Origin of the sequence: Chloracidobacterium sp. (assembly GCA_016711345.1) — a bacterium.
In the GTDB taxonomy this organism is placed as follows: Bacteria; Acidobacteriota; Blastocatellia; order Pyrinomonadales; family Pyrinomonadaceae; genus OLB17.
The window spans coordinates 1-25,680 of the sequence record JADJTD010000003.1 but is presented as its reverse complement, the minus strand read 5'-3'; the positions used below and the strand labels follow the sequence as shown (position 1 = coordinate 25,680).

Here is a 25,680-nt window from a genome sequence, read left to right as displayed (position 1 = left end):
TTTTCGCTTCTTCTTCTACTTCTTCTTGGGATTATTGGCGGTTTACGGTGATTTCAGGAGAAGAAGAAGTCAAAACTTTTCTTACCTGTTCGCGGCGATTGTAGAACGAGCCGCCGCCATAGACACCCCATATCTCACGGATAATCTCGCCTTCAGTCTTTCCTTCCGCATGTAGCGATTTAATACGACCAGCTTCGAGACTTTCTTGAGTTTCCTGCGGAATGATCAACGGAGCATTGGCAGATTGTTTGGCTTCAATCCATTTCGGCTTTTCGAGAGTCTTCACAGTTACGCTTTTGAGCAAGTCTATAATCTGAGCGTCGTCAGGCTCGAATGCACCTGCAAGTTTTAGATCGCCAAATCGCGCAAAGAAATATCCTTCGCGGAGACGTTCCGCGCCTGGCTGTCCGAGCGCGTATCCGCTCTCGCGGTCATTGCGTACAAGGAATACAGCCTGTCCGCATTGGGTTGTCAGGTCGATGAAGCTCTTTGGCCGCTGAGACGAAAAGACCACATTGAAGCCGACTTTGCGGCCTTCATTCACCAGAGAAACAACATGATTGAAACTCATCCGAGCCACGTCTTTTGGCATTTGGCGCAGGGCGTTTCCGATCTCATCCAAAACGATAAACGTATTTTCGTAACCTGCACGTTGCCATGTGGATGCGCCGACTTCTACCAGGTGGCGGGCACGGATATTCTGCTCTTTCACGCATTGCTCAAGAGCGTAGGAGTATTTTGCAGCTTCGTCGCGTTCGGTTAGTTCATAGACAGGGATCACCAGCGCGTTTGGATGTGAGACAAACGGCTGGAAGTCTGTTTCTTTTCCGAGAAGCAATACTCTCTGATTCGCGGCGAGCATCGAGGCGACCAGTGGGCGCAAGAAGCGGCGAGATTTTCCAGAGCCAGTCATTCCAAACACAGACAGGTGTGGGAGTTTTGAATAATCCCATGCTTCGAGCTCTCCTGTCCTCGCGTTCACTCCATAAGGCAAGCCATTGGCAAAATTCCAATTACGGAGCATTTCCCATGACGGGAGCGGAAGTAATTTTTCCTCCGTTTTTTGCTCTGGCAGAACTTCTATCCGCTTTTCGGCAGGTATAACAGGCTGCGGCGCCGCCTCAATTTTTGCAGAACTAGTAGAAGGAAGTTTTTTCAGAATTTGCGCTTGTATCGCTCGCTGACCGTCCTGGCGCGAGGCTGTGACCGGCGGAAGTTTTGGATTTGTTGAGTAATTTGGGCTGGCATCCATGTCAGTGATAAAACCGTCCACAATATCCACGATCAACGGCGCATTGCCATGCGCATCGCGTTTGACTTCTCGTTTTCGGATCGTGCGCGAATATGTGATCGCTATGTACGCAACTGCCAGCAATGCGCACAATAAAAATATTGGCAATGCAATAGTCCAAAAATCGTTAGACTTTCTTGCGCGGTCAACTTTCAGGTTATCCAAAGCCGTGTCGTTTTGGATCTCCTGCACCTGAGCGTCTAGCTGAGCAAATGACAGGGTTTGAGTCGCATTCGGGGTCGGCGTAAATGTTGGAGTTGGAGTCCATAGGGTTGCCGTGGCTGTCAGGTTTGCTGATTGGGTTTTTACAGCGGCGGTTTCTGTACCGAGTGCGTAGGCGCTTTGAAGGGTGATATCCGCTGCGGTAAGGGTAAAGGCTTTTAATGGCGCTTCTGCCGTGCCTGTTAATTGGATGCCGTAATATTCAACTTCGCGCAACTTTGCGTCCGCGGTTGCCTGGGCGCGACCAGCCTCCAGCAATGGATCTACTGGAGCAGGAGTCTGGTTGGCTACACACGAGCCGACCAGAAGTAACACAAGAAGCGAAAGTAAAATTTTTTTCACGGTATCACACTTCAACAATATCAAAACCATAAATGGCTTTGACAAGCTTTTTCTTCAATCGATACACAGGGGTTTTCACGCCTTTTACATCTTCAACAACTGTTTCCCCTTTTGCGGTGAGGTACTTGAAATCAGCAATATATTTGCCGACGCGTTCCCCGTTGACGATCAGCGTGAATACCGGCTGAAGGCATAGAGATTTGATCTCGCCGGCTTTTTCGAGGATTAGAAGCTCGGAGTATCTTCGCGCTTCCGCCTCGCTGTCGAAAACAAAACCATCCACTTCGGTTTTGACGGCATTAAATTTGTTTCTACTTCTGGAGGTATTTGAGTACAGGAAAGCCATAGTATTTTTTTACCTTGATAAGCGAATAAATTTCTCGACGTGCGCGGGTCCGAACCGCGCACGTCTTTGAGGAGGAACACCATGTCAGACACCACTCTGACATTTGGGCGGCAATCTGACTTTGGACTTGTCAGATCAAACTGCCTACCAGAGCCAAAGACAGGATTCGAACCTGCAACCCTCTGCTTACAAAGCAGACGCTCTGCCATTGAGCTACTTCGGCGTAATGCAGGATGATAGGGGCATCCTGCATAGATCAGCCTCTTAACAATAAAGTGGGAGCCGAGGCGTGATTTCAAATAAAAAGAGAGGACGGCGAATTTTTGGGCGGCTCAGCTTGCCGAGTCGCACCCGCCGGATTTCACTTTGACGGCTTCCGATTTGTGCCGACCATCCTCTCCAACGCCTGCCACTTACGCTTTCTGATGAGCAATCATGTCAGCGGGTATCGCGGCAGGTAATAAAACGGGGATTGGGTCGCTAGGCTCGCATTACACGGCTTGCACGCCGCCACCCGATTTATCTGAATTTTCAAAGTTCTATTTTCTTATCCTGTTAAGTGTTCACACGACAAAAAATCAATTCCTCGTCACATTACCAAATTTCGTGAACTGCTTGCGGTAAACGATATTCACGCTTCCAGTCGCTCCATCCCTGCGCTTGGCGATAATTGCCTCGGTTGGTGCGTCCTTTTTGTATTCGTCGTGATGCAGGAAAATAACTGTATTCGCATCCTGCTCAAGATCGCCAGAATCTTTCAGATCAGAAAGTACCGGTCGTTTATCTGCTCGTCCTTCCACGCCTCGGGACATTTGCACGGCTGAAAAGATCGGGACTTTTAACTCTCCAGTCAGGAGTTTGATCTGGCGTGAGATATAAGCCACTTCACGGTTGCGGTTCTCGACGCGGATGCCTGGGGACATCAATTGCAAGTAATCCACTACTACAAGGTCAATGCCGTACATGCGCTGTAGTTTCAGGCACTTGGCGCGAAGCGCTGCGGGAGTCAACCCACGCACATCAGAGAGGAATATCTGTCCACTGTTCTCGTAAAGTTCCATTGCGTTTGTAAACCGAGACCATTCGAGTTGATCCATCGTGCCTGTCTTGATCTTGGTCGAGTCGACCTCGGCTTCTTGCGCGAGAAATCTTCGAGCAACCTCTTCATCGCTCATTTCAAGCGAAAAGACAGCGACGTTTTTGGACTCTCTCAAGACATTGTGCCGGGCAATATCAAACAACAGCGATGTCTTTCCTTGTCCGGGACGAGCGGCGATGAGAACACTTTCTTCGTTCTCGACTCCAAGCAATTGGATATCCAGATCAATCAGACCTGTTTTTATCCCTGTAACAATGGGAAGTCCTTTTGCTGTGCGTTCTGCATTGAGCACGGCACGGTCGTATACCCTCGACATTGCGCGGACGAATGATTCTTTTTCGTCATTCCGCCTGTCTTCTGAGGCGGATGTAATCTCACGATTTGCAATCTCGCGAGCTTCGGCAATAGTCATTTGTTCGTTGTATGCGGCGGTGGCAATTTTGTTAGCTGCTGAAATCATCTTGCGGCGAGCCGAACACCCCTCAATAATTCGCGCATAAGACTCTGAGTTCAGAGACGACGGAACCTTGTTGATCAACGTCGTGAGGTATGCCGACCCGCCAATCTCTGCCAGTTTTCCAGCGCGTTCCAGTTCTTCTGAAACGGTCAGAAAATCGATCGGCTGGCGACTATCATTTAGTTTTGAGTATGCTTCCCAAACCCATTTGTTGCTGTGGATGTAAAAATCGTCTGGCGCAAGAAAATTCAGATCGTAATAACACTCAGGGTTGATTAACACTGAGCCAAGCAACGCTTCTTCGGCGTCGCGGCTGTGCGGAACTTGCGAAATTGTTTCTTCGGGAAAAACGATATCGTCACTCATAGCCTGATCTGCTTTCTCCAGTCATTTTCTGGAACCTGTATGGGAGGTGGGGGTTGGTTTGGCTTTCGCGGTTCAGCCTGGCGCATTGATCCTGCAGTGCCAACGATCGAGAATGGATTTACGATGGTCAGTCCCTCAGCAAACAATTTCCGGCAAGCCATCGTTACGTTTTCGGCAGACAATCCAGTTCGTATCTTCTGATCCCGAAATGCTTTGCACCAGCCTGATACATCATCATTGACCGGGAAAATTCCGGTTTCGAGGATAAAGGCACGCACAAGCTCCTTGTGCTCCTGCGGAAACATTTCAACGGCGTTGGACACTCTAGCGTCCTGCATTTCTTCTTCGGAAGGAAGTACAACTTCCTCGACACCTGCTGCTAGTTGCCATGCAACTCCCCAAGCTGCGGGCGGCGCAGCTTGCGCGCCGTCTTCTTTGGGATCTTCTTGTTTAATATTCTTTATTTCACCTGGTGAGGGGGGTCTTTCAGTAGGTGAAAGAGGTCTTTCAGCAGGTGAAAGGTCAGACATTTCAGCAGGTGAAAGACCTCTTTTGGCTTTCTCTGTCCGAGCAGCTTCACGAGCTTTGACTATTTTTTCACGTTGCTCAGATTTGTATTTCAGTCGGGTTGCAATGCTTTTATGTTTTCCGCTCCACGCTGTTGATTTCTCCCAGAGGTCTGGGATGCTTAAATGCCAAACCGCCAATGGGTAGCCTGGGTCTTTGCGAATTTCGCCTACCAGTAATCCGCATTTGAGCAGGTAATTCCGACTTTCCGAGCATTGTCCGACACTCATCATTGCGAGTACGGCAAGGTCCGGCGTGGAAATAAAACATTCGCCGTTATCACCGGCAATATCTTTAATTGTTTGCCAGAGCGCAAGATCATACGGTGTACGGGAATAAGCCCACACGATTCGCGGCGTCTGTGTGAAGTAGTGATGATCTCCGCTGTCATTTTTGACGCGGTTTTTTTCTTCGTTATTCTCTGGCGTCATAATATCCTCTAAGATTTTTGATCTGTCGGTTCGTCTTTTGATGTCGGTTTAGATTCAGCACTTTCAATGATCTGATCCAAATTTTCCCGAATGTCCTTGGCAAGCCTGGGTGTAACCACAATAGCGCCGTCATCGGTATAAATAACAACTGCGTCTTGTAGCGCAACAAGCTGCGCCCGATCAGACGGTCTGCGATTTTTTCCAAATATTTTTTTTAGTATGTCCAATTTGATACTCCTGCGCAGTTCATCCCGTAGAAAACTACGGGATGAACTGTTAAGTGTTCAAGCTCTTATCTTATGTTGTGCCTTGAACAGTAGTCGGCGGCCTCTGCGGGTGTCGAAAAAATGGCAACACAGAGTCCATCTTTGTCAAACACACCCCACATATTTTCAGGAATTAACTTGTGATATGTGAACATGATTAAAACGGGATGTCATCTTCGGGCGGAGGCGGCGCGGAGTAATCATCCTCCAGTTCAATGTGACCGGCTACAGGCGTAGCGGATTGCGGTTGCTTGAATACGTTGAGCCATTCCTGGGCCTGAGCCGACAAATCGGCCATGAATTCAGCCATCGGTTCGCCGACGTATTGCTTCTCGACCTGCTGTTCGGTGATGTCATCGGGAATAAATGCAGTGATGGGCGTTATGGTTTTCTGGTTGGCGCCGGCTCCAACGATTTCCTGCTTCCTCACATCGCCAAATGTGCCAATGTGCATCCAAAACAAATTTAGGATGGAGTCATTCGCGCCAGGCACCAATTTTTGCACATGCGGCTTGATCGCCTTGCGCCAGTTCATAATGGCGTTCTTCACATGATTGGTCTGGTATCCCTTAGCTGTGAGCAGGACCGGAGCCCACGGATGGATCGCGTTTTCGTTCTTGTAAGCCAGAACGCTCAAGACCTGAATACCAGGTCTTGCTCCCTTGGTGAATGGCGGGACTCGGCGGGTGTTTCCAGTTGACTGATCAAAGAGGGATGAATATTCGCGCATCCCGATTGGCGCAATGATCAATTTGCGAGACGATACAACTTCCATTTCGGAACCGTTTGTCTGCGGCAAATTGTCAGTTCCGTAACCCGGAATGGGAAACGGGCAATTTTCCCAACTTTCGGCTGCGGCCTTGACCTTATCGGTTCCGCATGCCCAACCGCCGTAATACTGAAAGTTCTTGAGCGCTGCGAGCTTCGCGTCGCCGTTGATGATGTAAAACGCCGGGGCATGGAAGGGGAGCTCGATCTTTCCGCTTTCGTTCATATTGCCCTGAAAGGCTGTTTGTGCTGAGGATGGTATTGAGATTGGCATATTTTTTCCTTATGGTTGATTCAAATGGTTGATTTAATGGTTAAAAAAATGGGTGAAGGGAATTATCTTGTCCGTGTCCTCCTATCCATCGAACAGAAAATTATGAAGGCGGTCATTGGGATATTTCTCGCGCAACCGTCTGGTCGTTTCGGCTGTATGAACCGGAACGGGATTGCCTTTCCATGCGCGTATGATCTCCCCTCGAAAATCACGTATGGACCAACCGTTTGTCCTACACCATGCGATTGCGGCATTTATTTCTTCGTCTGACTTGATAACATCAGACATTGGCTTGGTAGATGCTCGCCATCCACGTGGGTACTTTTTGATATGCCAGCCATCTACCTGTTTGACAAAATCAATCCGCGTAACAGGTCCACGCAATGCGCGAGCCTTTTTTGACCCGTTCATGGTGATCGAAAAACCTTGTGCTTCCACGATCGAGCACAGTCCAGACATTGACTCTGCTTGACCATCCAGCATGTCTTCGAATGCGGGTGACCCGGCATCGGACGGATTGAATCCAACCTTCCAGACGCGAACGAAGATTGTTGTTTCGCCGACTCGTTCGATATCAATTCGTGCAATATCTGGCTGAATATCTTTCAGGTTAATCATGGTTGTTTCCTATCCTGATAAGTGTTCATAGAACGTATTTTCCAAACCCATAACTATTTAGTCGGAGAGCGCTAAAAACCTTGCTAGGCGTTACGTGGGTAAGCGTAAAGCCGCGCTGTAGCGCGGCTCTGTGGTTTGGATTGGATTTTTTGCAAAACGGGCTTGTAGCCCCGTGTAAATATTTTCTTATTCAGATAAAAAAATACCCGCCTGTTAGGGCGGGTATTCTCAAATCCTATTGAGCAACTCTTCTTTTTTCTTCGAGAATTCTTCTTCCGTAATTAATCCGATTTCTCGTAATTTGCCAAGCTCTTTTATTTTCTCAATAGCGTCATCGTCTTTTCCTGCAGGTTGGGAAGCTGGCTTTTTTCTATCCTCGATCGCTTCCGAGATAGCCTTTGTCACAATATCCAACTCTTTTTTCGGAATGTCAATTTCCATGATGTTTGTCATGGACTGGAGGCGCAGAACCGAAAATATCAGACTGCCTTTTGACTCCATGTTGTCTATTTTCTCAATTTGAATTTGCTCTACTTTTGTGCTGAATAATATCTTCTGGCAGTGAATTACTCGCATTGTGGTGACAAGCAAAACGCCGGCAGTTTTATTCTTGATGTCAAACGGCTTGATCTTCATAGTTTCCCCGCCGCCAATGATACCTACGTTGTAGGTTCCCAAGATCAAAACGCGCTCAGCATCCGATAGCTGCTTTTCTGCAAATTCAAACATTCCTTTTCCGATTAAAGGATTTAATGTACCTCGTTTGATTGCACTTTCAAGAGCGTTGTGTAGATCCTCGCGCATGTATCTCTCCTAACTGCACTGCCTTAACTTTGAGCGATTATAAGACAAAACCCCGCAGTCACTTTGCGGGGTTTTGTTGTAATGAATTTTCAGGACAACACGGCTGCGAAATTGTTGAACCCGAGTTGGTTTGCGATAACCCTGATCGCGTAGGAGATAGTCTGGTCGGCCTTGCCTAACTCAATCGCAATTTCATGTTGGTTGTATCCGATCATCAGTTTCCTTACGATAACCTGGTGCTCTTCTGATAATGTGGATACCAGCTTTGCAAGTTCGTATTTTTTCTCGCGGTCAATCAATTCGTCTTCGGCCGAGAATGTTGGGGAGGCAATGATTTCAGTGTCACCGTCGCCGTCGTCGTTAGAAATGCTTGACTCATCTTCAACCAGCATTGCATATGTGGCATACTGGCGCAGACATCGCTTTGCGACCCAGCCGGCACGGGTCAGGATTTTTGCATCAGAGTCTTCCGGCGATGATTTGAACAAAATTTCCTCGATCATTGCACTGTAGATGTCGTCCGCTTCCATCTGGTTTCTGCTATAGGATGCGGCTTTATTTCTCAGCCTGCGTTCCAAGCTGCAAATTCGTTTTTCAAGTTCGGGATAAAGTGAGGGGGGATTAAGCCGGATGATCTTTTTTGCCCCGCTTGCTATGTGTGCCTTGCGGCAGGATTTGCAAATTCGTTGATAACTGGTTCCGCGACGGTGGTATTCTGTGAGCGGTTTCTCGGCCTTGCATTTATTGCAGGGTTGCGTGGTGTATTCGGTGCTCATACTGATCTCCTTTGATTTGTTTTCGGTATTGCTGTACCGTGTGTATAGTCTACTGTATATGCTTTTTGGTGTCAAGGGTTAAATTTAGTGTATAGCGTGCTATAATCAGAGTATGAATAAAAAAGTGCAATTTCGGCTTGATGAAATATTGAAGGAACGGGGATTGACTATTAAAGGCTTCGCTCGCGATGCGCAGTTAAACTATGTTACTGTCATCCGTATCTGCCACAATCAGAATGCAGGCATTACTCTGGATATTATTTCTCGAATCACATCGGCGCTGAATATCTCGCCTGGTGAACTATTCAAGGTCGAAAGCCATAAAAATAAAAAATGACGGCGAGTGCAGCAACACTCGCCGTCTTTACGACATACGCTGTGACTTGTGGAGATCAGTCCGAGACAAGGCGCAGCAGGCTGTCGGCGGCTACGCTGGTCCTACAACCTCACGCAACCTAACTTTATCGTCCGCACGCCCACGGAGAACCGGAGGACTTGCGGACGGAAGTTTCTTAATTAGAGGCCTTCTTAATCGCCTCAGGTAATTTCTTTAGTATCTCCTTTGCCAAATCCAGATCCACAATAATTTCGCCTTCATCGGTACTGACTTTCACTGCGTTTTTATACGCATCAATGGAGCCTTTAGCAGACGGGGGGCGCAATGGCTCTGGATCATTCATGGCGCTCATATCAGCCTTATGAATAAATTCAAGCGTTTTTCCTATCGCATCTTCAACGTCAGAGGTGTTTACAAAAAGACTGTCAGCATCTTTTCCGTGATAGTCTATTGCTCTTCGGCGGGTCAGATAAAAGTAAGGCTTTCTCTTTTTAATTTGGGCAGTAAACAGCAATGTAGTTCCTGCATTGTCTTTAGCAAATCTGTTGTGAAACTTGAATGTGCGCTCAATAGACTGATTGCCTTTGTAAGCAATTGCAGTAATTACAAAATCCTCTTTTGTGAAAACAATCTGACCAAATACGTTAAATGATTCAAGCGCCATAGAAACCTCTGGCGCCCCAGGCAGGAGTCGAACCCACAACCTACTGTTATGGGTTCAGCTCCGTGATTTTTCTTGTTTTGGAAGGCTATTTTCGGGGGTTATGGGTTCTGCTTTGGCAGATTTGCAATCGGTAGGTACTGGCGGATTGCATCTTCGGTAATGTTTCGGGTATAGCGGTCAACCATTTCAAGATTTGACCAGCGTCCAGCCACCATTAAGGTCTTCGATGGCGCACCGAGCAAAGTCGAAATTGTGGCGAAGGTTCGGCGGGCGTCATGCGGAGAAAATTCAAAGCCCACCCGTCTGCTCCACTTGCGGAATATCATCTTTATTCCATGCCCGGTGAGTGGTTGACCATTATTTTTGTTGTTCAGCAGGTTTATAAACAACGTCCCCACGCCTTTTGCGGGTTTGCGAAATTCGAGCCAAGACGCAATATAAAAGGCAGTCTGTTGGGAAAATGCTCCCGTCCCCCACTGCCCGCCCTTCACAATCACTTGCAAATTTAGCTTATCCAGATTGACATCCTGCAGTTGTAGCCTGGCGAGCTCTGCGCGGCGGAGTCCCGTGTCAATGGCAACAGATAGAATGGCGAGATCCCGCGTACCTATGGCGGTCGAAGGGTCAAACGATGCCAACAATTCCACAAGCTGATCCATGGTTAGCGACCGTTGTTTTTTGGGATTAACGCGCTTGATCCGAGCCGACCGTGCTGGATGAATCTGACCATATCTCCAAGTGAGATATGATCTGCATGCGCAAAGGGCAACATATTGTTGGGTATTCTGCTGAGGTGTCCCTTTGACTCTGTCTTTCACAAATGATAATAAATCGGATGCTGTCCAGGAGTCCAGATCTTCAACCTGCACCAGTTGATCCAATATTCGACGGTACGAAGCCTTTGTGGATTCGCTATACTCATCAGATGCTAGAAAGTCTTCTACAAGTGTTCCCATTTTTTCCTCGATGTTAGTGGTGTTGTGGGGTGCGCAATGGATTTTCGTAGCCGACCGGGAGATACGTTTGCAAGTCTTTTTTGATGTAGTGCCTGACTCCTAACGATTGGCACAAGTCAATCATCCTCAGGGTGTAATCGCGCCAGTCGGTGGTTTTGGTAATGTCGAGATAGTTCACGCGACCAACTTTGTAGAGGTCTACAAACCGGTGCGTTTCTTTGACGATATCCAAACTGGCTTGTACATCAATCGTCGGCTCGAGGGATACCCATGTGAAAATCCCGCGCTCGTGAAACCCTTTTAGGGCAGCGATTCTATCAGAAGGCAGGGCGGCTCCGCGCTCCCACTTTTGGGTGAATGCGTCATCAAGGCTGGTCAGCGTAGAGGCAAAAGCATCGCGCTGCGGGCGAAATAGATCAATATCGCGCAGGGCGCGGGTTCCGCCTTTGGTGAGGGTGCAAACAGCCATCCCGCACTTTTGTAAAGTTTTGATCGTCCAGCGCGTGAGTTCTGTGTTCCCCGGATGGTAAGGATCGGTCGTAAACGATAACATTACCTGTTCGGTAATACCCTTCTGTTCATATTTGAGCGCATCCATTGCAAGACCTTTCATAAAGCCAGGTCGTTCGATTGCGCCCTCATCAAATTTCCATCGTGATGTTCTTGTCACCAGCGGAACATAGCAGTAGGCACATTTGTGACCACAGCCTCTGTACGGGTTCGCGGCAAGTGGCGCATATTCGCCGGCTTGTCCTTTGGGGGCGTAAATGTATTTACAACCCTTGATCGAAATACCATCGGGATTGAGTTGAATAATTTTATCCATAAACCGTTAAGTGTTCACAGATAAACTTTTCACACTTGGGACGCGCTGAGAGGTGTCTTTCCCCAAGAGTCTGTATGTTATGTGTCTGTCCGATTTTTAATCCCTTGACGTGGCTTGTGACGCTATTTGAAATAAAAGACCCGCCTTGATCGGGCGGGTTTAGTTAGAATGGGATGCAGTTATTATGCTTGCCTATAAAGAATCGTTTGCCGCAGTCTGGGCATACACCAAAGTGGAAATGACACCACCAGTAGAGAACGCGGATCGGGCGAGGGAGAATGTGTAACATCCTCCCATTTTATCACTCGCCACTGAACAGGGTCATTTGTGGATTTGATTTTTCAATCAGTTTGCGTGCGCCTGCCTTTGTAATGGGTGTGACTGTAATGCCAAACCGCTTTTGATATTCCTCAGCGGCATCCAGGCGGTGGCAGTCAGAACGCTTCCAGCATGCGCACATGACAATCACGTTCCCCTTTTCCATAAGTCCATGAAGTTCCGCGACGCCTTTTTCAACGTCGGCAAACTCGGTCGCACCTTCGCCTCTGTAGTTTTTGTTTCCGAGCGCTTGGATGTGGGCGTATCTCGCGCCCAGGACTTCCTGCAGGTGCTTCTGTGAAAATTCGGGGTTGCGGGTGTGAGGCATGAAACGTATGTCGGCAATTACCGCATTGAGCGCTTTCGTAACCTGCAGGAGCTCTTCTGCTTTTTTGAAGTCGTTGTAGCCGAGGTCGTAAAGTACATTTTCCATTTTTGATATTCTCCAAATTGTTAAGTGTTCAAAAGGTGCTTACACAAGGAATATGATAACTGGACCGGAACGGCATTTCCGATTTGCTTGACAATCTGCTCCCGCGTGCCTTGAAACTTGTAGGACTTCGGAAATGACATGGCGCGGGCGAGTTCGTGCGGCTGCAACATCCTGAAACGAATGTCCAACGAGTACACTTTTCCGTCTTGGTCACGAAGAAGGATTGGAGAAACCAGACCGAAGCGATCTCTGCCAGTTTGAGTCTTCAATGGCTCATCTACCGAATAAGCGCCGCCATTGCCATAATATTCGATCAGATAAGGCTCGACAAGTCCGATAGTATCCTGACCGATGATCGTTGGCATGGGATCATCTATCGAGCGCGGCTGACTGCGGTTTGTGGCTGTCCAGTTGGTTGTGAGTAGGAAAGGCTGAGCAAGCGCGAAGGAGTCCGCACTGGTGACTGTCGGCATAGGCTTATCCAGACTGTGGAGCGATCCGCCTTGATCCATTTGGATGATAAATGGCTGAGCCAAGCCGAACCGGTTGGACGTGTCCAGTGTCGGAAGTGGGGAGTCGACTGATCGGGTGCGGTTTTCAGACCCTTTGCCGTTGTGATATTCGACAATGTACGGTTCGATGAATTGAATCTTGCCCGCGCCGGTGATGGTCGAAACTGGTTGATCGAGATCGCGGGGCGCTCCACCAGACTGCTGAGACAGCATGAATGATTTTCCACCGTATTTCTCCAGACCTGCAAAGATGCGGCGCATGGTGTTTTCAGCCAGTGGCTTCTTGCGGTTGAAGATGGACTCGCCTTTGATCTTCCAGTCAATAATCTCTCGGGCTGGTTTCCAGCGCAAGGATCTGCCAAACATATCACCGCCATTCTGATGGTGTGACGGTTCTGGGAATGTGACAGGTTTCCCTTTGCGGCAGATGATGAAAAGCCGTTTGCGCGTGGTCGGATCGCCATAGTCCGCGGCGACGAGCCGACGCCACTTGACGTTGTAGCCCCTGCTTTCCATCGCCTTCACGAAACGATGGAAGTATTCGCCCTTGCGGTTTTGGATCGGGAGTCCATACTGACACGGCTTTGAGTGTTTGACCTTGATGCTTTCTCCCGCGCCGCATGTGCATTTTCTGTGAAGTGGTCCCCAATCTTCAAACTCAGGGACGTTCTCGATTAGCACATCCTGCACTTCGAGAGCCGACACCCACCGCAAAACATATTTGACGCTGGCGCGGGACTGCTTGGACATCGGAGCGCCTCCGCGTGCGTTGCTGAAATGGGTACACTCTGGCGATGCAAGAAGGAGTCGGAGTTTGCCGGACGGCACGACCTGGCGTGGGTCAATATCCTTGAGATCAGAATTGTAGTGCGCGACCTTCGGGTGATTCTTGCTGTGGGTGGCAATGGCAACTTCCCAATGATTGACTGCCACCAAGCGGACATCGAGTCCAAGTTCTTTGGCGGCTTGAAGTACGCCTGTGCTTGTGCCGCCGGCACCACAGAATAAATCGGCGAGGTCTTGAGTCTTTTTACTCATGTAAATCTCCATCGGCGTAATTAACAGTCTTGTAGAGAGGTTCTTCCGAATATTTCCAAATGTGCCAAACGTAATTGTGGATTGGTCCCTTTTTCTTGATCTTGAACCACAGTGGACGAAACAACATCTTGATCTGTCCGCTGTACAGCGGCTCGTTTTTGAAGATGTGCTGGCGGGATTTGGCGTGATCGAAGTTGCTTCTCAAGAGACAGGCGAAACCACCTATTTCGTTATGCCTCATACGCTCGATCTGCCGCTCGATCTGCCGCTCGATGATCTGATCTACCAGCGGACGAGTAAAGGGTGGATTTGTAACAACCCAATCCGCCGCTATAAACTTCTCGAAAGCGTCCGGCTTGCAGAAGGCATTTTGCCGACCACACGCTTGAAGCGCGTCAATGATTCCGCTGCCTTGCGGAGCGCACACATCGAAGATAACCAAATCCTTCCTGATCGAGACGCATTCCAGAAGCGCATTCACACAGCGCGGGTCAATAGTGGGATAGTATTCACCGGGAACTCTTGGGTAATTGCTTTTGACATAGGGAGATTGGGTCATTTTGTTGTACCTGCCATTTCCCTTATCTCTCCGAGGGTGATACCACTTGGAGGCAGGTTTCCACCATACCAGGCTGATTGCAGGCACTCTTCAAAGCCAATAATCTTCGGGTATGCTTTTTGAATGGCGGCGATCAACTCCAACTGGTCTTTCAATTGCAATTTGACGAGACTCTTTGACCTCTCTTTTCCGTTCTCGTAAACATTGGTGACGGTTCGGAGATCGAACACACTGCCGTAATGCGCGGGATTCCAGTACACAACACCAGTGTTATCAAATGCGTCAGCGATCTTTTTGCGCAGGGATTTTGAGATTTTAGGTTCGGGCATGATTTTTCTCCTACTCTTTTAAGTGTTCATAAGTGATTTTTTATCAAGTTAAGTTTTTATTCTGATACAATTTGCAAATGGAAAAGGCCGCGCGAGAGTTCTTCGCCCTTTTAATCACTATTTTCTTATGGGTGATCGGATGGATATTGCTTGGCGTAATCGCATGGGGAATTTTGTTCGCAATTTCAACGTTTTTCTCTATGTTTTGATCACTGCCTTTGTTGGCAGGTAGGTATAGCGATGCTTGCACAGAAAAGCGAGAAGCCGACCTATCGCGGCGGCTTCTCGGTGGTGCCCCTGCGCTTGTAGCTCCAGCACATACGCCAGAGTAATCGCGCCGGTATGGTGCTCTGGCGTAATAAACGGATCTGGCAAGTCGGCGGCAATAGGGTAGTTATCCTTGGCGGTTACTATGCTGACCTGTGGGGTTTCCAATGCTCCGCCAAACAGAGCAAGGTCAAAAAGACTCTCCTGCGATTGCTGGGCAAAGAGCGCATCTACAATCTCGCGGAACTGACGAAAGTTGACAGCCTTGCCCTCGATGATTGGACGGGCTGCGATCATCTGGCGGTTATGGTCCAGCACCGACATCATTTCGGCATGCCCGATTGGGAATGTGCCGCGGCGGACGTGGTGAAGGATATCCTCGCGCACGCTTCCGAGCAGGAGTCGCTTTTCCACACGCTTTTTCGAAACCCCGCACTTTTCGGAGATTTTCTCAATGCTCCATCCCTGGCTTTCGATGCGCTTGCGGTAAGCAAGCATTTCATCCACTGGATCAAGGTCGCGCCGACCCACATTTTCAGCAAGCATGATGGCGCTGGCTTCCTCGTCGTTCAATTCGCGCACGATGCAATCTATGGCTTCCAACTTGAGCACTTGGGACACGGCGCGGAAGCGGCGCTCACCAGCAACGATCTGATACTGCGCTCTTTCACCAAATCTATCTCCGCCGAATACACACATAGGGTCTGGAGCAAAAAGCCTGACAGTAATTGGTTGCGCGAGCCCATGTTCCTTGATAGATGCCGCGAGCTCTGATAAACCATCTTCATCAAAAACTGTGCGGTCATTGTCGCCAGCAAATATTTGCCGACATGGTATTTTCTGAATTGTGGCTGTCATTAGATTTCAACCAGCGCGAATTTCTTCGAGACTGGCACTTCAATTTCTGTAACGAACGGGGCTTCGGCGGGGATCAACTCTGGACCTTCTTTCGGCGTATTCAGGTCTTTGATCTGGCATCTGCAGAAAACGTACACACGGGTCGGAGCCGTGATTTCCTTTTTTGTGCCGTCGCCCTTTTGCTTATCCTCGACCGTGCGCTTTTGGAATGAGATCAGGCGGATTCCGTGCTCGCCTTTCTTCACGCATTTGCCTTGAGCGATCCAGCGATCAAAGGTGAACCAGTCTTGATAAGGCTGGCAACTGCATCCGCGTTCACGCGCTGCGGCTTGAAGGATGCTTGCAGAGGTTTCGGATGTCTGCTCGAACTGAGTGGCTTGCTGTGGTGTCATTTTTTGTTTCATGGTTTGCTCCTGCTATTTTCTTATCCTGTTAAGTGTTTACTCGAATAAAAATCCCATCGGTTTTTCTCCGATGGGATTTTGTGCTGTCTATGAAAAGCCGAGCCCTTTTTCTTTGAGTGATGCCCACTTGCTTTGACCGATCACAATATGGTCAAGGATGTCCACATCCATCAGTTTGCCAGCCTGAACAATGGCGCGAGTGACTGCCACATCATCAGGTGATGGCGTCGGGTCACCCGACGGATGATTGTGGCAAATAATCATTGCTGAGGCTTGTTCACGCAACGCATCTTTGAATAACTCGCCGACACGGACTTGGGATGAGCAAACAGAGCCTTTGTAAACCATGATGATTTTCATAACCTCGTTACGGCGATTGAGTAAGATGACGCGCAGTTGCTCATGGTCCAGCGCCTGCATGTCATATTGCACCAGCGCTGCGGCGTCAGCAGGGGAGTTGATGCGGGCTTTTTCGCGGGGGAGTGCGAACGTCTGTCGGCGGGCGAGCTCTGCGATTGCCAAGATCATGTCGGCTGTTTTGTCGCCGACACGGTTGATTTCCTTCACACGGTCACGCGGGATTTTGACCAGCAGGTTATCGTATTCGCTGACCAACTGGCTTAACTGGCTGGCGGTGTCAGTATCGGGGAGCATCAGCGCGACGCTCAGCAGTTCGGTGGTGTTGAGCGCGGTGGCTCCAAGTTCGCGGAGTCTGTGCGCGGGTTGTTCGGATTGGGGGAGGTCGTTGTATTTCATGATGTTCCCCTTATTAAATGTCAAAGGCAGAGGTTTCGCCTCTGCCTTTGGTTTCTTCTTCCACGATCACGATATCAATCGTGTATGTTCCGAATGGGGTGTGCTGTCTTGTGACCAGCACTCTTTTTTCTTGAAACTCGGCTTCCTTCAAAATCTTTTCCATCCATTCTGGCACAATTACTTGAAGGTCACGGACATCTTGCGGGTTCATTACTTCGGTGGTCATTGGTGTTCTCCTGTTTTTTCGATTTTGTGTAATGTAGGTTACACAAGACAAATCCTACAGTCTGAACTTTTGACCGTCAAGTCAAAACTCCAATGAAAAACTTTTGAAAACTTTTTTGCAAGGCGTTTGCAAGGCGCATTGTGAAAAAATATTTTTCCGCTTGAGACTTCCTTGGACGAAAAAAAACATGCAGCAACTTGATACAGTATGCTGCATGTTCTAGTTTCGGGCTTATCGGGGCTTGTGACGCGATTTTGGAATCGTGCTTCTTGGGAGCGCCGTGGTGATGAAATCTGGGTAACGGTATGCAGAGACTCAGAACGAGGTCTTAGAAACGCTTTGGACGCGCTTCGTGAAATTGAGAACGGACAATAAAAATGCCCGAACAGGGTGAGGGGGGCACCCAGTTCAGGCAAGCGAGATTATAGCAGGGAGGATCAATAAGTCAAGTTCTCGTTAATAAATTTTGTTATTTTTCCTTTGAACTCGCTATCAGCGGAGGCAATACTAATTCCGTATTGGGGTATTCTTCCATTACGTCTTCGATAATGAGAGGCTATACATTTTGTCAAGTCAAATCCGAAACCAGTTTCTTTTTTTCCAATAGCACATTCAGTAAATTCTCTACATGCACCCAATACTAAATCAGCAAATTGAAGCATGGTGTTTTGCGCCATTCTCGCATAAAAAGGCGAGTCGGCAAAATTGAGTTCCTTCAATGCGCCAGAGAGATAAGATTCGTTTCCTTCACTAGTTTTTCCAAGAAGATAAGCAGAGGCGTACTCTGTATCAAAAATTGTTGAATTTCCACTATCCGGCCAATCCAACACGACTTCATATTTATCATGTTCTGTTTCTTTTGCATGGAGTGCAACACGCATGAGGGCGTTTGAAAATACATACCTTGCGATATCAGGTTTGACGCTTGTTATGGAATCTTTTTTTGCAGAGTGACTTTGAATTAATGCAATAATTATAGTAAAGTCAACTTCTTTTGCCTTTTCGAAAATCTCAAGTTTCCATTTTTTCGACGCGGCAAGTGCGTTTTCAAAAATTACTTTCTCGTCTTTCTTCTCGTAATATGATTTTAGGTCTTTGAAATTCCACTTTATTGGTTCGTGAATTGGCATGTATCGCGACTTGGCAGTATTGATTATGTTTATTAATTTAGATTCCATTTCTTGTGAAATTGAGTATCCACCAAAGAAAAGCATATCTGGAATTTCTGAACCTCTTACTCCATTTAATTCAGAATTATCGGCATACCATTTCATTTACTACCTCCCTATAACCTGATTTATTCAAACTTCAATTTTGGTAGTTGATTTACGATCTCGACCGTCTGCACGGAGACATTGATCACGCTCAGCAGCAGATCCAAAATGTAGCGCGGATTGCCGACCTCAGCCGCCCAATCGTTGGGGTCGTTGGTGATGCCGCTTTCGGGGTGGGTTGTGACCTGGTAACGCTCCATGACCCATTCAATGGCGGATTTGCCATTGACGACGTACTCATAAGCCTGGGCAGGGATGTTCGATACAGTGATCTTGCTGTTGTATAAAATGCTGTCCTTCTCGTTTTTGGACGGGAAGCGCATCTTCTCCACCTTGTAGGACTTACCATCATCGCCTGTGACTTTGACGCCTTTATAGGGCGGGACTTCTTCATAGCCGACATGCAATTCTGCCAACTGCCGACCTGCTTTGCTGAATGCTTTGAAGTCTTTAGGGTCTTCAACAAGCGGCAGGCGCGGGAGGGTTTTCTTTAGGTCGTTGGCAAATGTGGCCCGGTATTCGAGGCTGTGAAGGATGCCATAGACATAGTAGAAAATGTCCTCTTTGGTGACGCTTTTCCAATATCGCTTTTTGGCGCTGTCGAGGATGAAGTCAGAAACGCCATCCCTGCGGATATAGTCGCTGTCACCGACTGCGTCCCACAGAGTTGGGGCTTGCTTGTCTTGTTCCTCGTAATAGTAGAGGGGGAAGGCTTGCCCGTTGAATTGAACTTGCAGGTCTGGAACGCAATCAGTCATCAGCGCAGAAAAATCTTTGCTTGCACCAACACCAGATACGCAAATTACCATGTTCTTTACTGAAGTATTTGGAAAGATTTTTGGAGTCAGATAAACCATTTCATTCAATGCTCGGGAGAAGTAAAGATTTTGCTTGAAAAATGGTCTGTAATAGGCAACGACAAAATCTCCATCACCGAGTTTGTGTTCTGTATTTTTCTCAATATCCCATTCAAGTGCTCTTGTCCAACTGATGCTTTTAGGATCGCGGTTTAGGAAAGATTTCACATCAACCGTTTTACTTTTTGAAGCCTTTATATAAGCTAGGCGTTGATCGTTGTAGAAGTCAAGGTGAATCTGAACATTACGCTTTAACTTTTTCTTTGAACTGTTATAGCACCATGCGTCTCTTTGGGTCTTTACTCCATTGCTATAAAACGGCACAAAGTAAGTGACTTTGTTTTGTTTGTTGTCTTTATCTCCTAATGCAATAAACGTATCAAACACGTCATTCCGCAGACTAAGCCAATCTCCGTGTTCGTCGGGTTGCAAAACTGTCCACTGCATTTCGGGGCTGGCGATGGATGCGTATTGTTTTATCAGAGCAAGTTTTTGGTCATGGTCGAGATAATCGCCGATGTCGTGATAATGGATGATGGCTTTACCAGTTTTTACAGCGGGATTCTTGACCAAGAGCGTGATGGTAACAGGTGTACGCGTGCCACCGCCAAAGACATTACCCGCTTCTTTTTGACGCAATTCTCCGCTGGTGCGGGCATTTCCGCGCAAGTTGAAAATCCAAATGCCCGTAAATTCCTTTTCGAGTGTTTTGCGGAAGCCATCTCCACTGTTGCCATCCAACCAGCCGCCGTTTGAAATAAAGGCAATCACGCCGCCATGTTCTGGGTCAAGACGGTCGGTACTCCAGCGAAAGGCTTTGATGTAGGAATCATAAAGGGAGTTCTTATTGGTCGCGTCTGTCGCTTTGGCGTATGTGTTCGCAATGCGCGAATCCAGAAACTCGTACTTCTGGTTTTGGGCGTTATCATTCGCAGAGCGTTGCCCCACCGAGTAAGGCGGGTTGCCCATGATGACGCGCAAGGGGGCTTTCTTCTGCCTCACCACGCGCTCAGAGTTTCTTGTAAACATCACCGAATCAAACGCGCCGACTGCGCCCGTCTCGCCCAATTGGAAGGTATCTGTCAGCACAATGCCATCGAAGGAATGATATTCGGCTTTGCCAATGCCATCATCGGGGGTGGCGGTCTGGTCATGGTAGGCGTTTTCGATGTTCACCGCGGCGATGTAATACGCTAGCAGGACAATCTCGTTGGCGTGGAGTTCGTGCTTGTACTTGCGTTCCAAGTCCTGCGGCTTGATTAGTCCGCTTTGGATCAGGCGGGTTACAAAAGTCCCTGTGCCTGTAAACGGGTCCAGAATGTGGACATTCTCATCGGAGAGTCTGCGCCCGAATTCCGTTTGCAGGATGTGCTCGATGGAATGGATGATAAAGTCCACAGGTTCGATCGGCGTGTACACAATACCCAACTGTTCCACCATCTTGGGGAAAGCGGTCTTGAAAAACTTATCGTACAGTTCGATGATGATGCGCTGTTTACCGTCCGCGTTATCAATTCCAGCGGCGCGGCTCTTGACCGACTCATAGAAGCGCTGCAACTTCTCGGAATCTTCGGGCAGGGTTTCTTCCTGAAGCGCATCCAGCATACTTTGCATGGCTTGGGATACCGCATTGTGCTTGACGAAGGAATAGCCTTCAAAGAGGGCTTCAAAGACAGGTTTGGTGATGATGTGCTGTGCCAGCATATCCACCGCCTGAGATTCGGTAATGCTTGGGTTGATGTTCTTCCGAAGCCCATCCACAAAGCGGGCAAAAGCGTCTTTTTGTTCTTCGTGCGAGGAGATCAGATCTTGAATCCGCTTGGTCTGCCGCTCGGCGATTTGCGCCACATCCTTTGCCCATTGTTCCCAATAACGGCGATCCCCGACTTTTTGTACCATGCGGGCAAAGATAAATGACTGTAACTGCTCGAATTGCATTGCCATTTGTTTGTAAAGCGAATCACTGGCGGCTTGGTAATCTGCTTCCTTCATGCCAATATCGTCTGAGCCGTGATTTCTGTCACCATCGCTAATGCCGACAACGCTGATATTATCAGGACGCATTTTATTGATGTCTATTTTATTGACAGTAGCATTGAATCGATCATCATGAGCGCGGAGGGCATTTAGTACAGTCCACACTACGCTGAATCGCTTGTTGTCATCGAGGGCTTTATTTGGTTCGATGTCGGCAGGGACAACAACAGGAATGATAATATAGCCGTAATTCTTGCCAGGGGCTTTTCGCATCACGCGTCCAACCGACTGAACCACGTCTACCTGTGAGTTTTTTGCCGAAAGAAACATGACTGCATCGAGGGAAGGAACGTCCACGCCTTCACTCAACACGCGCACATTGGTCAGGACGCGACATTCGTTCCCATCAGTGGGGGATTTTACCCAACTGAGCATTTCATCGCGCGTGGGGGCGCTCATGGTTCCGTCCATGTGACGCGCTTCCACTGTAACCATCTGCTCTTTTTTCTCTTGGGGCAGGGAGGTCAGATAAGACTCGTTCGCCTTATTGAACATGCTAGCTATCTTATTAGACGCCTTAATGCTAGAAGTAAATGCCACAGCGCGGCGCATGGGTTCGGGATCAACTTTTTTAGTTTCGCCATCGTCGCCAATGAATTGCTTGGAAAGCGCATTGACACAGCCGACCAGTAGGGAAATATCGTTATTCATTTTGATTTCTGATTCCTGACTGAGCGCATTTTGCACTGCAGTCGGCAGGTCTTTATCGCTCAACGTCAGAATCAAGACCTTGTAATCAGTCAGAAGACCTTTTTCCACCGCTTCGCCAAATCCAATGCGGTAGATTTCTTCGCCGTATAGTTTCGGATCGTCCATTGAGGCAAGAACTGCATCCTTGTCCTTTGCCTTGCTTTTGGAGTCTTCGCTATACAGGCGCGGTGTGGCGGTCATATACATCCGCTTTTTTGCTCTGATAAAGTTTTCATTGTGAACTTTGACGAAATGCTTTTCGTCTTCGCCAGATAAGGTCACACCAGTGGTGCGGTGCGCTTCATCGCAGATAATCATGTCAAATTCGGGAAAGCCGTTTTTGAGTAGAACCTTCTGCGCTGCGGCAATCACTTCAATGGATTGATAGGTTGAGAAAACCACTGTCATGCCCGTCTTATTGCGCTTCGCTATTTCAAATTGGGCGAGGATAACCTTTGGGTCGGTCGAGGCTGGCAAAGCCAAATCTACAACGCTAAAAGCGTCTATATCTTCCTGCTTTTTCTTCTGCTTGGAAACATCGGGGTCGGAACAGATACAAATGGGGTGAATCGGTTCGGCGGCGTCCGCGCTCCATTCGCGCAAGGCTTGACCGAGCAGGGCAATACTTGGCACTAAAAAGAGGATCGTCCCCGTGCCTTTGGTTTCATGCTCAGCAATCCGCAGGGAGGTAAAGGTCTTGCCTGTTCCGCACGCCATGATGAGTTTACCGCGCTCGGATTTCTTGTAATGCTCATGCGCTTTTTCCAGCGCGTCTTGCTGATGATGGAAAAGCGACTTCTTCGCAGTCCGTGCCAATTCGCCATGAATGCCCTGCTCCAACTTGTCCCAATCTACGGGGGCTTCGCGCAGTTCGTAGAGATTCAGCCGGGTGACTTGCGGGACTTGGTTATGAATGGCTTCTTCTGCATTTGCCCCGAATTTATGCCCTGTGGTGTCGATCCATAAACGATAAGCAAAGCCGACTGTCTGCATTTGCTCATTCCTGAACATCCTGCCAGAAGTGGAGAGGAAACTATCCACAGCGGGCTTATCTATGATTGCGCCTTCCTGATAGAACTTGCATTGAATCGCCCAGAAGTCGCCTTCGTGGGTTTGGGAAACCAAGTCAATGCCTGTGTCATTCCCGCCAAAATCTTTTCGATAGGGGAATTCGCTCCACAGCCAAACGTGTTTGAAGCGATAGGCGTATTTGGGGTCTGTCTGTAAATACGCCTGCATAAGCCGCTCAAAGCGTTCGCCTTTATCGCGTTCGGAGAATGAGAACTTTCGGTACTTGTCCAGTAGCGCCTGAAAACTCATGGTGTTCCTCGGTTGTTCGTGTGGTGTCAAACAAAAACCGCCTGCGCGAAGTTGCGTAGGCGGTAGGAATATGTTAATATCACCCTAACGACTGCGCGGGTCCATCGCGTAGTACATTTTCAGCCTTGCAGGATGCCAGTCCTGCGGGGCTATTTTTTAATTATAAGCGAATAATCAATAAATCAAGAAGCCTCGCGTGTCCGCAAGGCTTCTTATCTCAGTTGCGTAAGACACCCTTACGCTGGCGTCCGCGCATCCTTCGGCGAACAAATATTAGCATGGAGCGGAAAGCAGGGATCGAACCCGCGTCTACTCGTTGGAAACGAGTCGTCCTACCACTGGACTACATCCGCATAAATCAATTATAGCACAGCCGTTCTGTTTTAGGATTATAATCTCACTCATGTTTAGAGGTTCTTTACCGTCAGATGTTCAGGCGATCCTTTGTTCGGCGGCATCCACGTGGGGTGGACGGGATATTTACGTCGGCTGTTCGGGTAACTTTACTGTTGAACGTGCCCTGGCTTCACGCGGAGATTATGATTTGCATGGGTGCGATGTAACGATCTATTCATCTGTAGCAGGGGCATTTCTCGCAGGTGAAGACTTCCGCCTTGAGATCAAAGATCCGCGATTTGATTGGCTCGCACCATATATACAATCTGGAGAGGGGAAAGCAGCGACCATCTTTCTCGCTTCGCGCTTGGTTGAAGGGATAAACGCGAACGGCGAAATTAAGAAAAACGCCTATTATGAGCGTGTGACCAAAGCCTACCAAGCACAATTCCCCACTCTGCACGAAAAGACCTGCCAAAAAATCCTCGCGCTCAAAATGCGGTTGAAGTCATATTTCAACGGCGACGTGATGGAGTTCGTGGACATGGTTCCGCAGGATGCGGCTTTTGTGGTGTATCCGCCGTTCTATGCTGGCGACTACACCAATATGTTCAAGAAGCTCAACCTGATCTTCGATTGGGACGCGCCGGCTTTTGGTGAACTGAATGACGCTGCGCTTGAGACGCTGTACGAGAAGGTCACATCGAAGAGTCGCTGGCTTTTCGGGACCGACACGCCACAGGAGAAATACGCCGACTTCCTGATCGGACTGGCTCGCACGACAAATCGAGGCGTGCCGATGTACCTGTACTCCAACTCAGGCGAAAAGAAGATCGTGCAACCCGCACAGAAGATCGAAACTGTGAACAATGCGCGGCTCGGTGAGGGAATGCAGATTGGCGAGAAACTCACCATTGCAAAGTTGACCTATTCTCAGTTCCAGGCGCTACGCTCGCAGTACATGAACGCCTTTATCCGACCGGGTCAGGCATCCGAGGCTTACGCCGCGCTGGTGGATGGATATATGATCGGCGTGTTTGCGATCTCAGCTTCGCCAAACCCTGCCCAAGCATATTTCCCCGATCACATCTACCTGCTTTCGGATTTTCCTGTCGCGCCGACCAGTTATCCAAAGCTGAGTAAACTAGTTCTTTACGCTGCGTTGAGCAAAGAAGCTGTGAAGCTCTATGAGCGCGTGGCGCGGAAACGAATACGGTATCTCTACACCACAGCTTTCACAGACAACTATGAAAGCATGAAATACCGCGGGTTGTTCAAGCTGCATAACCGTACCGAGGCGGGACCAAGCGCAACAGACCCTTACCAAAAGAAATTCAAAATCAATTACGAAGCCGAAGCGGGAAAATGGACGCTCGCAGACGGGCTGAAACTGTGGAAACAAAAACACGGAGAATACAGCCACGATGCAAACCAGAGTTATCAAGATTGACCCAAGAAAACTGAAGCTGCTCGAAGTAAATGCCCATTTCATGAGGCATGAGGTCTTTATGCGCCTTACCGATAACGTGAAGGATGACGGAACGTTGACTTCCGTGCCGTTCTGCGCGATTTATGGGTATTACACGGCGGATGATCCAATCCCGTATTTGCCGGGAGAAGTTGACCCTATTCCGCAATACGAAGTTCTTTCAGGCAACCATCGCGTGAAGTCGGCGATTGCCGCCGACCTTGCTGAAATAGATGTGATGGTGACGGATGAACCGTTATCCCCTGACAGGCGCAAGGCGATCCAACTCGCACAATGCGCTGGTTGGTGAGGATGATCCAGCAACTTTGAAAATGATCTACGGGGGTATTCAAGACCTGACCATGCGCCTGTACTCTGGGCTCGATGATAAGCGGCTGGATATGTTGGAGAAAGTCTCGCCGGGGGCGCTCGGAGAGGCGAACTTGCAATTTCAGCCTGTGTCTTTCATGTTCCTGCCTGACGAACTTGAACAAGTCAAACTGGTTTGGGATATTGCCTCAAAAGAATCTCGCACAGCGAAGCTGCTTTGGCTTGCTCGGATGAATGAATACGACGCAGTCATGGATG

General features: G+C 48.5%; 26 protein-coding genes and 2 tRNA genes. 4 read left to right on the top strand and 24 right to left on the bottom strand.

The features are described 5' to 3' along the window. Nucleotides 1-31: 31 nt before the first annotated feature. The 10 genes from IPL32_18015 to IPL32_17970 all read right to left on the bottom strand — a co-directional run bounded on the left by IPL32_18015 (nt 32) and on the right by IPL32_17970 (nt 8,627). On the bottom strand, nt 32-1,855 hold the full coding sequence (locus tag IPL32_18015) for a hypothetical protein (protein MBK8467713.1): 1,824 nt from the start codon (nt 1,853-1,855) through the stop codon (nt 32-34). Between the two features lie 4 nt (nt 1,856-1,859). Beyond that, nucleotides 1,860-2,201, bottom strand: coding sequence for a DUF1064 domain-containing protein (locus IPL32_18010; protein MBK8467712.1), 342 nt, complete (start codon nt 2,199-2,201; stop codon nt 1,860-1,862). A 151-nt stretch (nt 2,202-2,352) separates the two neighbouring features. After that, nucleotides 2,353-2,424: transfer RNA gene (locus IPL32_18005), tRNA-Thr, on the bottom strand. Between the two features lie 355 nt (nt 2,425-2,779). Next, nucleotides 2,780-4,123, bottom strand: coding sequence for a replicative DNA helicase (gene dnaB, locus IPL32_18000; protein ID MBK8467711.1), 1,344 nt, complete (start codon nt 4,121-4,123; stop codon nt 2,780-2,782). Next, on the bottom strand, nt 4,120-5,121 hold the full coding sequence (locus IPL32_17995) for a hypothetical protein (protein ID MBK8467710.1): 1,002 nt from the start codon (nt 5,119-5,121) through the stop codon (nt 4,120-4,122). Before IPL32_17995 ends, dnaB begins: the two co-directional genes overlap by 4 nt. An 8-nt stretch (nt 5,122-5,129) precedes the next feature. Further along, nucleotides 5,130-5,348: a hypothetical protein gene (locus IPL32_17990; GenBank protein MBK8467709.1), complete on the bottom strand. Its 219-nt coding sequence runs from the start codon at nt 5,346-5,348 to the stop codon at nt 5,130-5,132. Nucleotides 5,349-5,544: 196 nt separating this feature from the next. Next, nucleotides 5,545-6,429 (bottom strand): hypothetical protein, encoded by an 885-nt coding sequence (locus tag IPL32_17985; protein MBK8467708.1) that lies wholly within the window; start codon nt 6,427-6,429, stop codon nt 5,545-5,547. Between the two features lie 81 nt (nt 6,430-6,510). Next, the gene (locus tag IPL32_17980) at nt 6,511-7,047 is read right to left on the bottom strand and encodes a hypothetical protein (GenBank protein MBK8467707.1); all 537 of its coding nucleotides are present in this window, start codon (nt 7,045-7,047) and stop codon (nt 6,511-6,513) included. 228 nt (nt 7,048-7,275) lie between these two features. Next, nucleotides 7,276-7,851, bottom strand: coding sequence for a PH domain-containing protein (locus IPL32_17975; protein MBK8467706.1), 576 nt, complete (start codon nt 7,849-7,851; stop codon nt 7,276-7,278). An 89-nt stretch (nt 7,852-7,940) separates the two neighbouring features. Beyond that, nucleotides 7,941-8,627 (bottom strand): sigma-70 family RNA polymerase sigma factor, encoded by a 687-nt coding sequence (locus IPL32_17970; GenBank protein ID MBK8467705.1) that lies wholly within the window; start codon nt 8,625-8,627, stop codon nt 7,941-7,943. A gap of 112 nt (nt 8,628-8,739) precedes the next feature. On the opposite strand from IPL32_17970, the gene IPL32_17965 reads away from it, so the two are divergent. Then, nucleotides 8,740-8,964 carry a helix-turn-helix transcriptional regulator gene (locus IPL32_17965; protein MBK8467704.1) on the top strand — a complete coding sequence of 75 codons (225 nt, stop codon included), beginning with the start codon at nt 8,740-8,742 and terminating at the stop codon, nt 8,962-8,964. Nucleotides 8,965-9,139: 175 nt separating this feature from the next. Here IPL32_17965 and IPL32_17960 read toward each other — a convergent pair whose 3' ends face one another. The 14 genes from IPL32_17960 to IPL32_17895 form a co-directional block, all read right to left on the bottom strand. Then, entirely contained in the window at nt 9,140-9,628 is a 489-nt protein-coding gene (locus tag IPL32_17960; GenBank protein ID MBK8467703.1) for a hypothetical protein, read from the bottom strand. 98 nt (nt 9,629-9,726) lie between these two features. After that, complete coding sequence (locus IPL32_17955) at nt 9,727-10,584, bottom strand: site-specific integrase (protein ID MBK8467702.1); 858 nt, start codon at nt 10,582-10,584, stop codon at nt 9,727-9,729. Between the two features lie 13 nt (nt 10,585-10,597). Beyond that, nucleotides 10,598-11,410, bottom strand: a complete 813-nt coding sequence (locus IPL32_17950; protein ID MBK8467701.1) for a hypothetical protein — start codon at nt 11,408-11,410, stop codon at nt 10,598-10,600. A gap of 301 nt (nt 11,411-11,711) precedes the next feature. Continuing rightward, on the bottom strand, nt 11,712-12,161 hold the full coding sequence (locus IPL32_17945) for a DUF488 domain-containing protein (protein MBK8467700.1): 450 nt from the start codon (nt 12,159-12,161) through the stop codon (nt 11,712-11,714). A gap of 20 nt (nt 12,162-12,181) precedes the next feature. Beyond that, nucleotides 12,182-13,711 (bottom strand): DNA cytosine methyltransferase, encoded by a 1,530-nt coding sequence (locus tag IPL32_17940; GenBank protein ID MBK8467699.1) that lies wholly within the window; start codon nt 13,709-13,711, stop codon nt 12,182-12,184. Continuing rightward, on the bottom strand, nt 13,704-14,270 hold the full coding sequence (locus IPL32_17935; protein ID MBK8467698.1) for a hypothetical protein: 567 nt from the start codon (nt 14,268-14,270) through the stop codon (nt 13,704-13,706). The genes IPL32_17940 and IPL32_17935 overlap by 8 nt, the downstream gene beginning before the upstream one ends. Continuing rightward, nucleotides 14,267-14,599, bottom strand: a complete 333-nt coding sequence (locus tag IPL32_17930; GenBank protein MBK8467697.1) for a hypothetical protein — start codon at nt 14,597-14,599, stop codon at nt 14,267-14,269. The genes IPL32_17935 and IPL32_17930 overlap by 4 nt, the downstream gene beginning before the upstream one ends. A gap of 198 nt (nt 14,600-14,797) precedes the next feature. Further along, nucleotides 14,798-15,724 (bottom strand): ParB/RepB/Spo0J family partition protein, encoded by a 927-nt coding sequence (locus IPL32_17925; GenBank protein ID MBK8467696.1) that lies wholly within the window; start codon nt 15,722-15,724, stop codon nt 14,798-14,800. Next, entirely contained in the window at nt 15,724-16,128 is a 405-nt protein-coding gene (locus IPL32_17920) for a DUF1738 domain-containing protein (GenBank protein ID MBK8467695.1), read from the bottom strand. The genes IPL32_17925 and IPL32_17920 overlap by 1 nt, the downstream gene beginning before the upstream one ends. Before the next feature lie 87 nt (nt 16,129-16,215). Next, nucleotides 16,216-16,884 carry a DNA repair protein RadC gene (radC, locus tag IPL32_17915; protein MBK8467694.1) on the bottom strand — a complete coding sequence of 223 codons (669 nt, stop codon included), beginning with the start codon at nt 16,882-16,884 and terminating at the stop codon, nt 16,216-16,218. Between the two features lie 13 nt (nt 16,885-16,897). Then, nucleotides 16,898-17,110 carry a hypothetical protein gene (locus IPL32_17910; GenBank protein ID MBK8467693.1) on the bottom strand — a complete coding sequence of 71 codons (213 nt, stop codon included), beginning with the start codon at nt 17,108-17,110 and terminating at the stop codon, nt 16,898-16,900. Nucleotides 17,111-17,547: 437 nt separating this feature from the next. Continuing rightward, nucleotides 17,548-18,384, bottom strand: a complete 837-nt coding sequence (locus IPL32_17905) for a hypothetical protein (GenBank protein ID MBK8467692.1) — start codon at nt 18,382-18,384, stop codon at nt 17,548-17,550. A 23-nt stretch (nt 18,385-18,407) separates the two neighbouring features. Then, nucleotides 18,408-23,288, bottom strand: a complete 4,881-nt coding sequence (locus tag IPL32_17900; protein MBK8467691.1) for a DEAD/DEAH box helicase — start codon at nt 23,286-23,288, stop codon at nt 18,408-18,410. Between the two features lie 279 nt (nt 23,289-23,567). Beyond that, nucleotides 23,568-23,641: transfer RNA gene (locus IPL32_17895), tRNA-Gly, on the bottom strand. Nucleotides 23,642-23,691: 50 nt separating this feature from the next. Here IPL32_17895 and IPL32_17890 point away from each other — a divergent pair. From IPL32_17890 to IPL32_17880, 3 genes are all read left to right on the top strand, one after another. Next, nucleotides 23,692-25,074, top strand: coding sequence for a hypothetical protein (locus tag IPL32_17890; protein ID MBK8467690.1), 1,383 nt, complete (start codon nt 23,692-23,694; stop codon nt 25,072-25,074). Continuing rightward, complete coding sequence (locus tag IPL32_17885; protein MBK8467689.1) at nt 25,049-25,402, top strand: hypothetical protein; 354 nt, start codon at nt 25,049-25,051, stop codon at nt 25,400-25,402. Before IPL32_17890 ends, IPL32_17885 begins: the two co-directional genes overlap by 26 nt. Next, on the top strand, nt 25,341-25,680 hold a 340-nt coding region (locus tag IPL32_17880; GenBank protein ID MBK8467688.1), incomplete at its 3' end, for a hypothetical protein. The genes IPL32_17885 and IPL32_17880, both read left to right, overlap by 62 nt.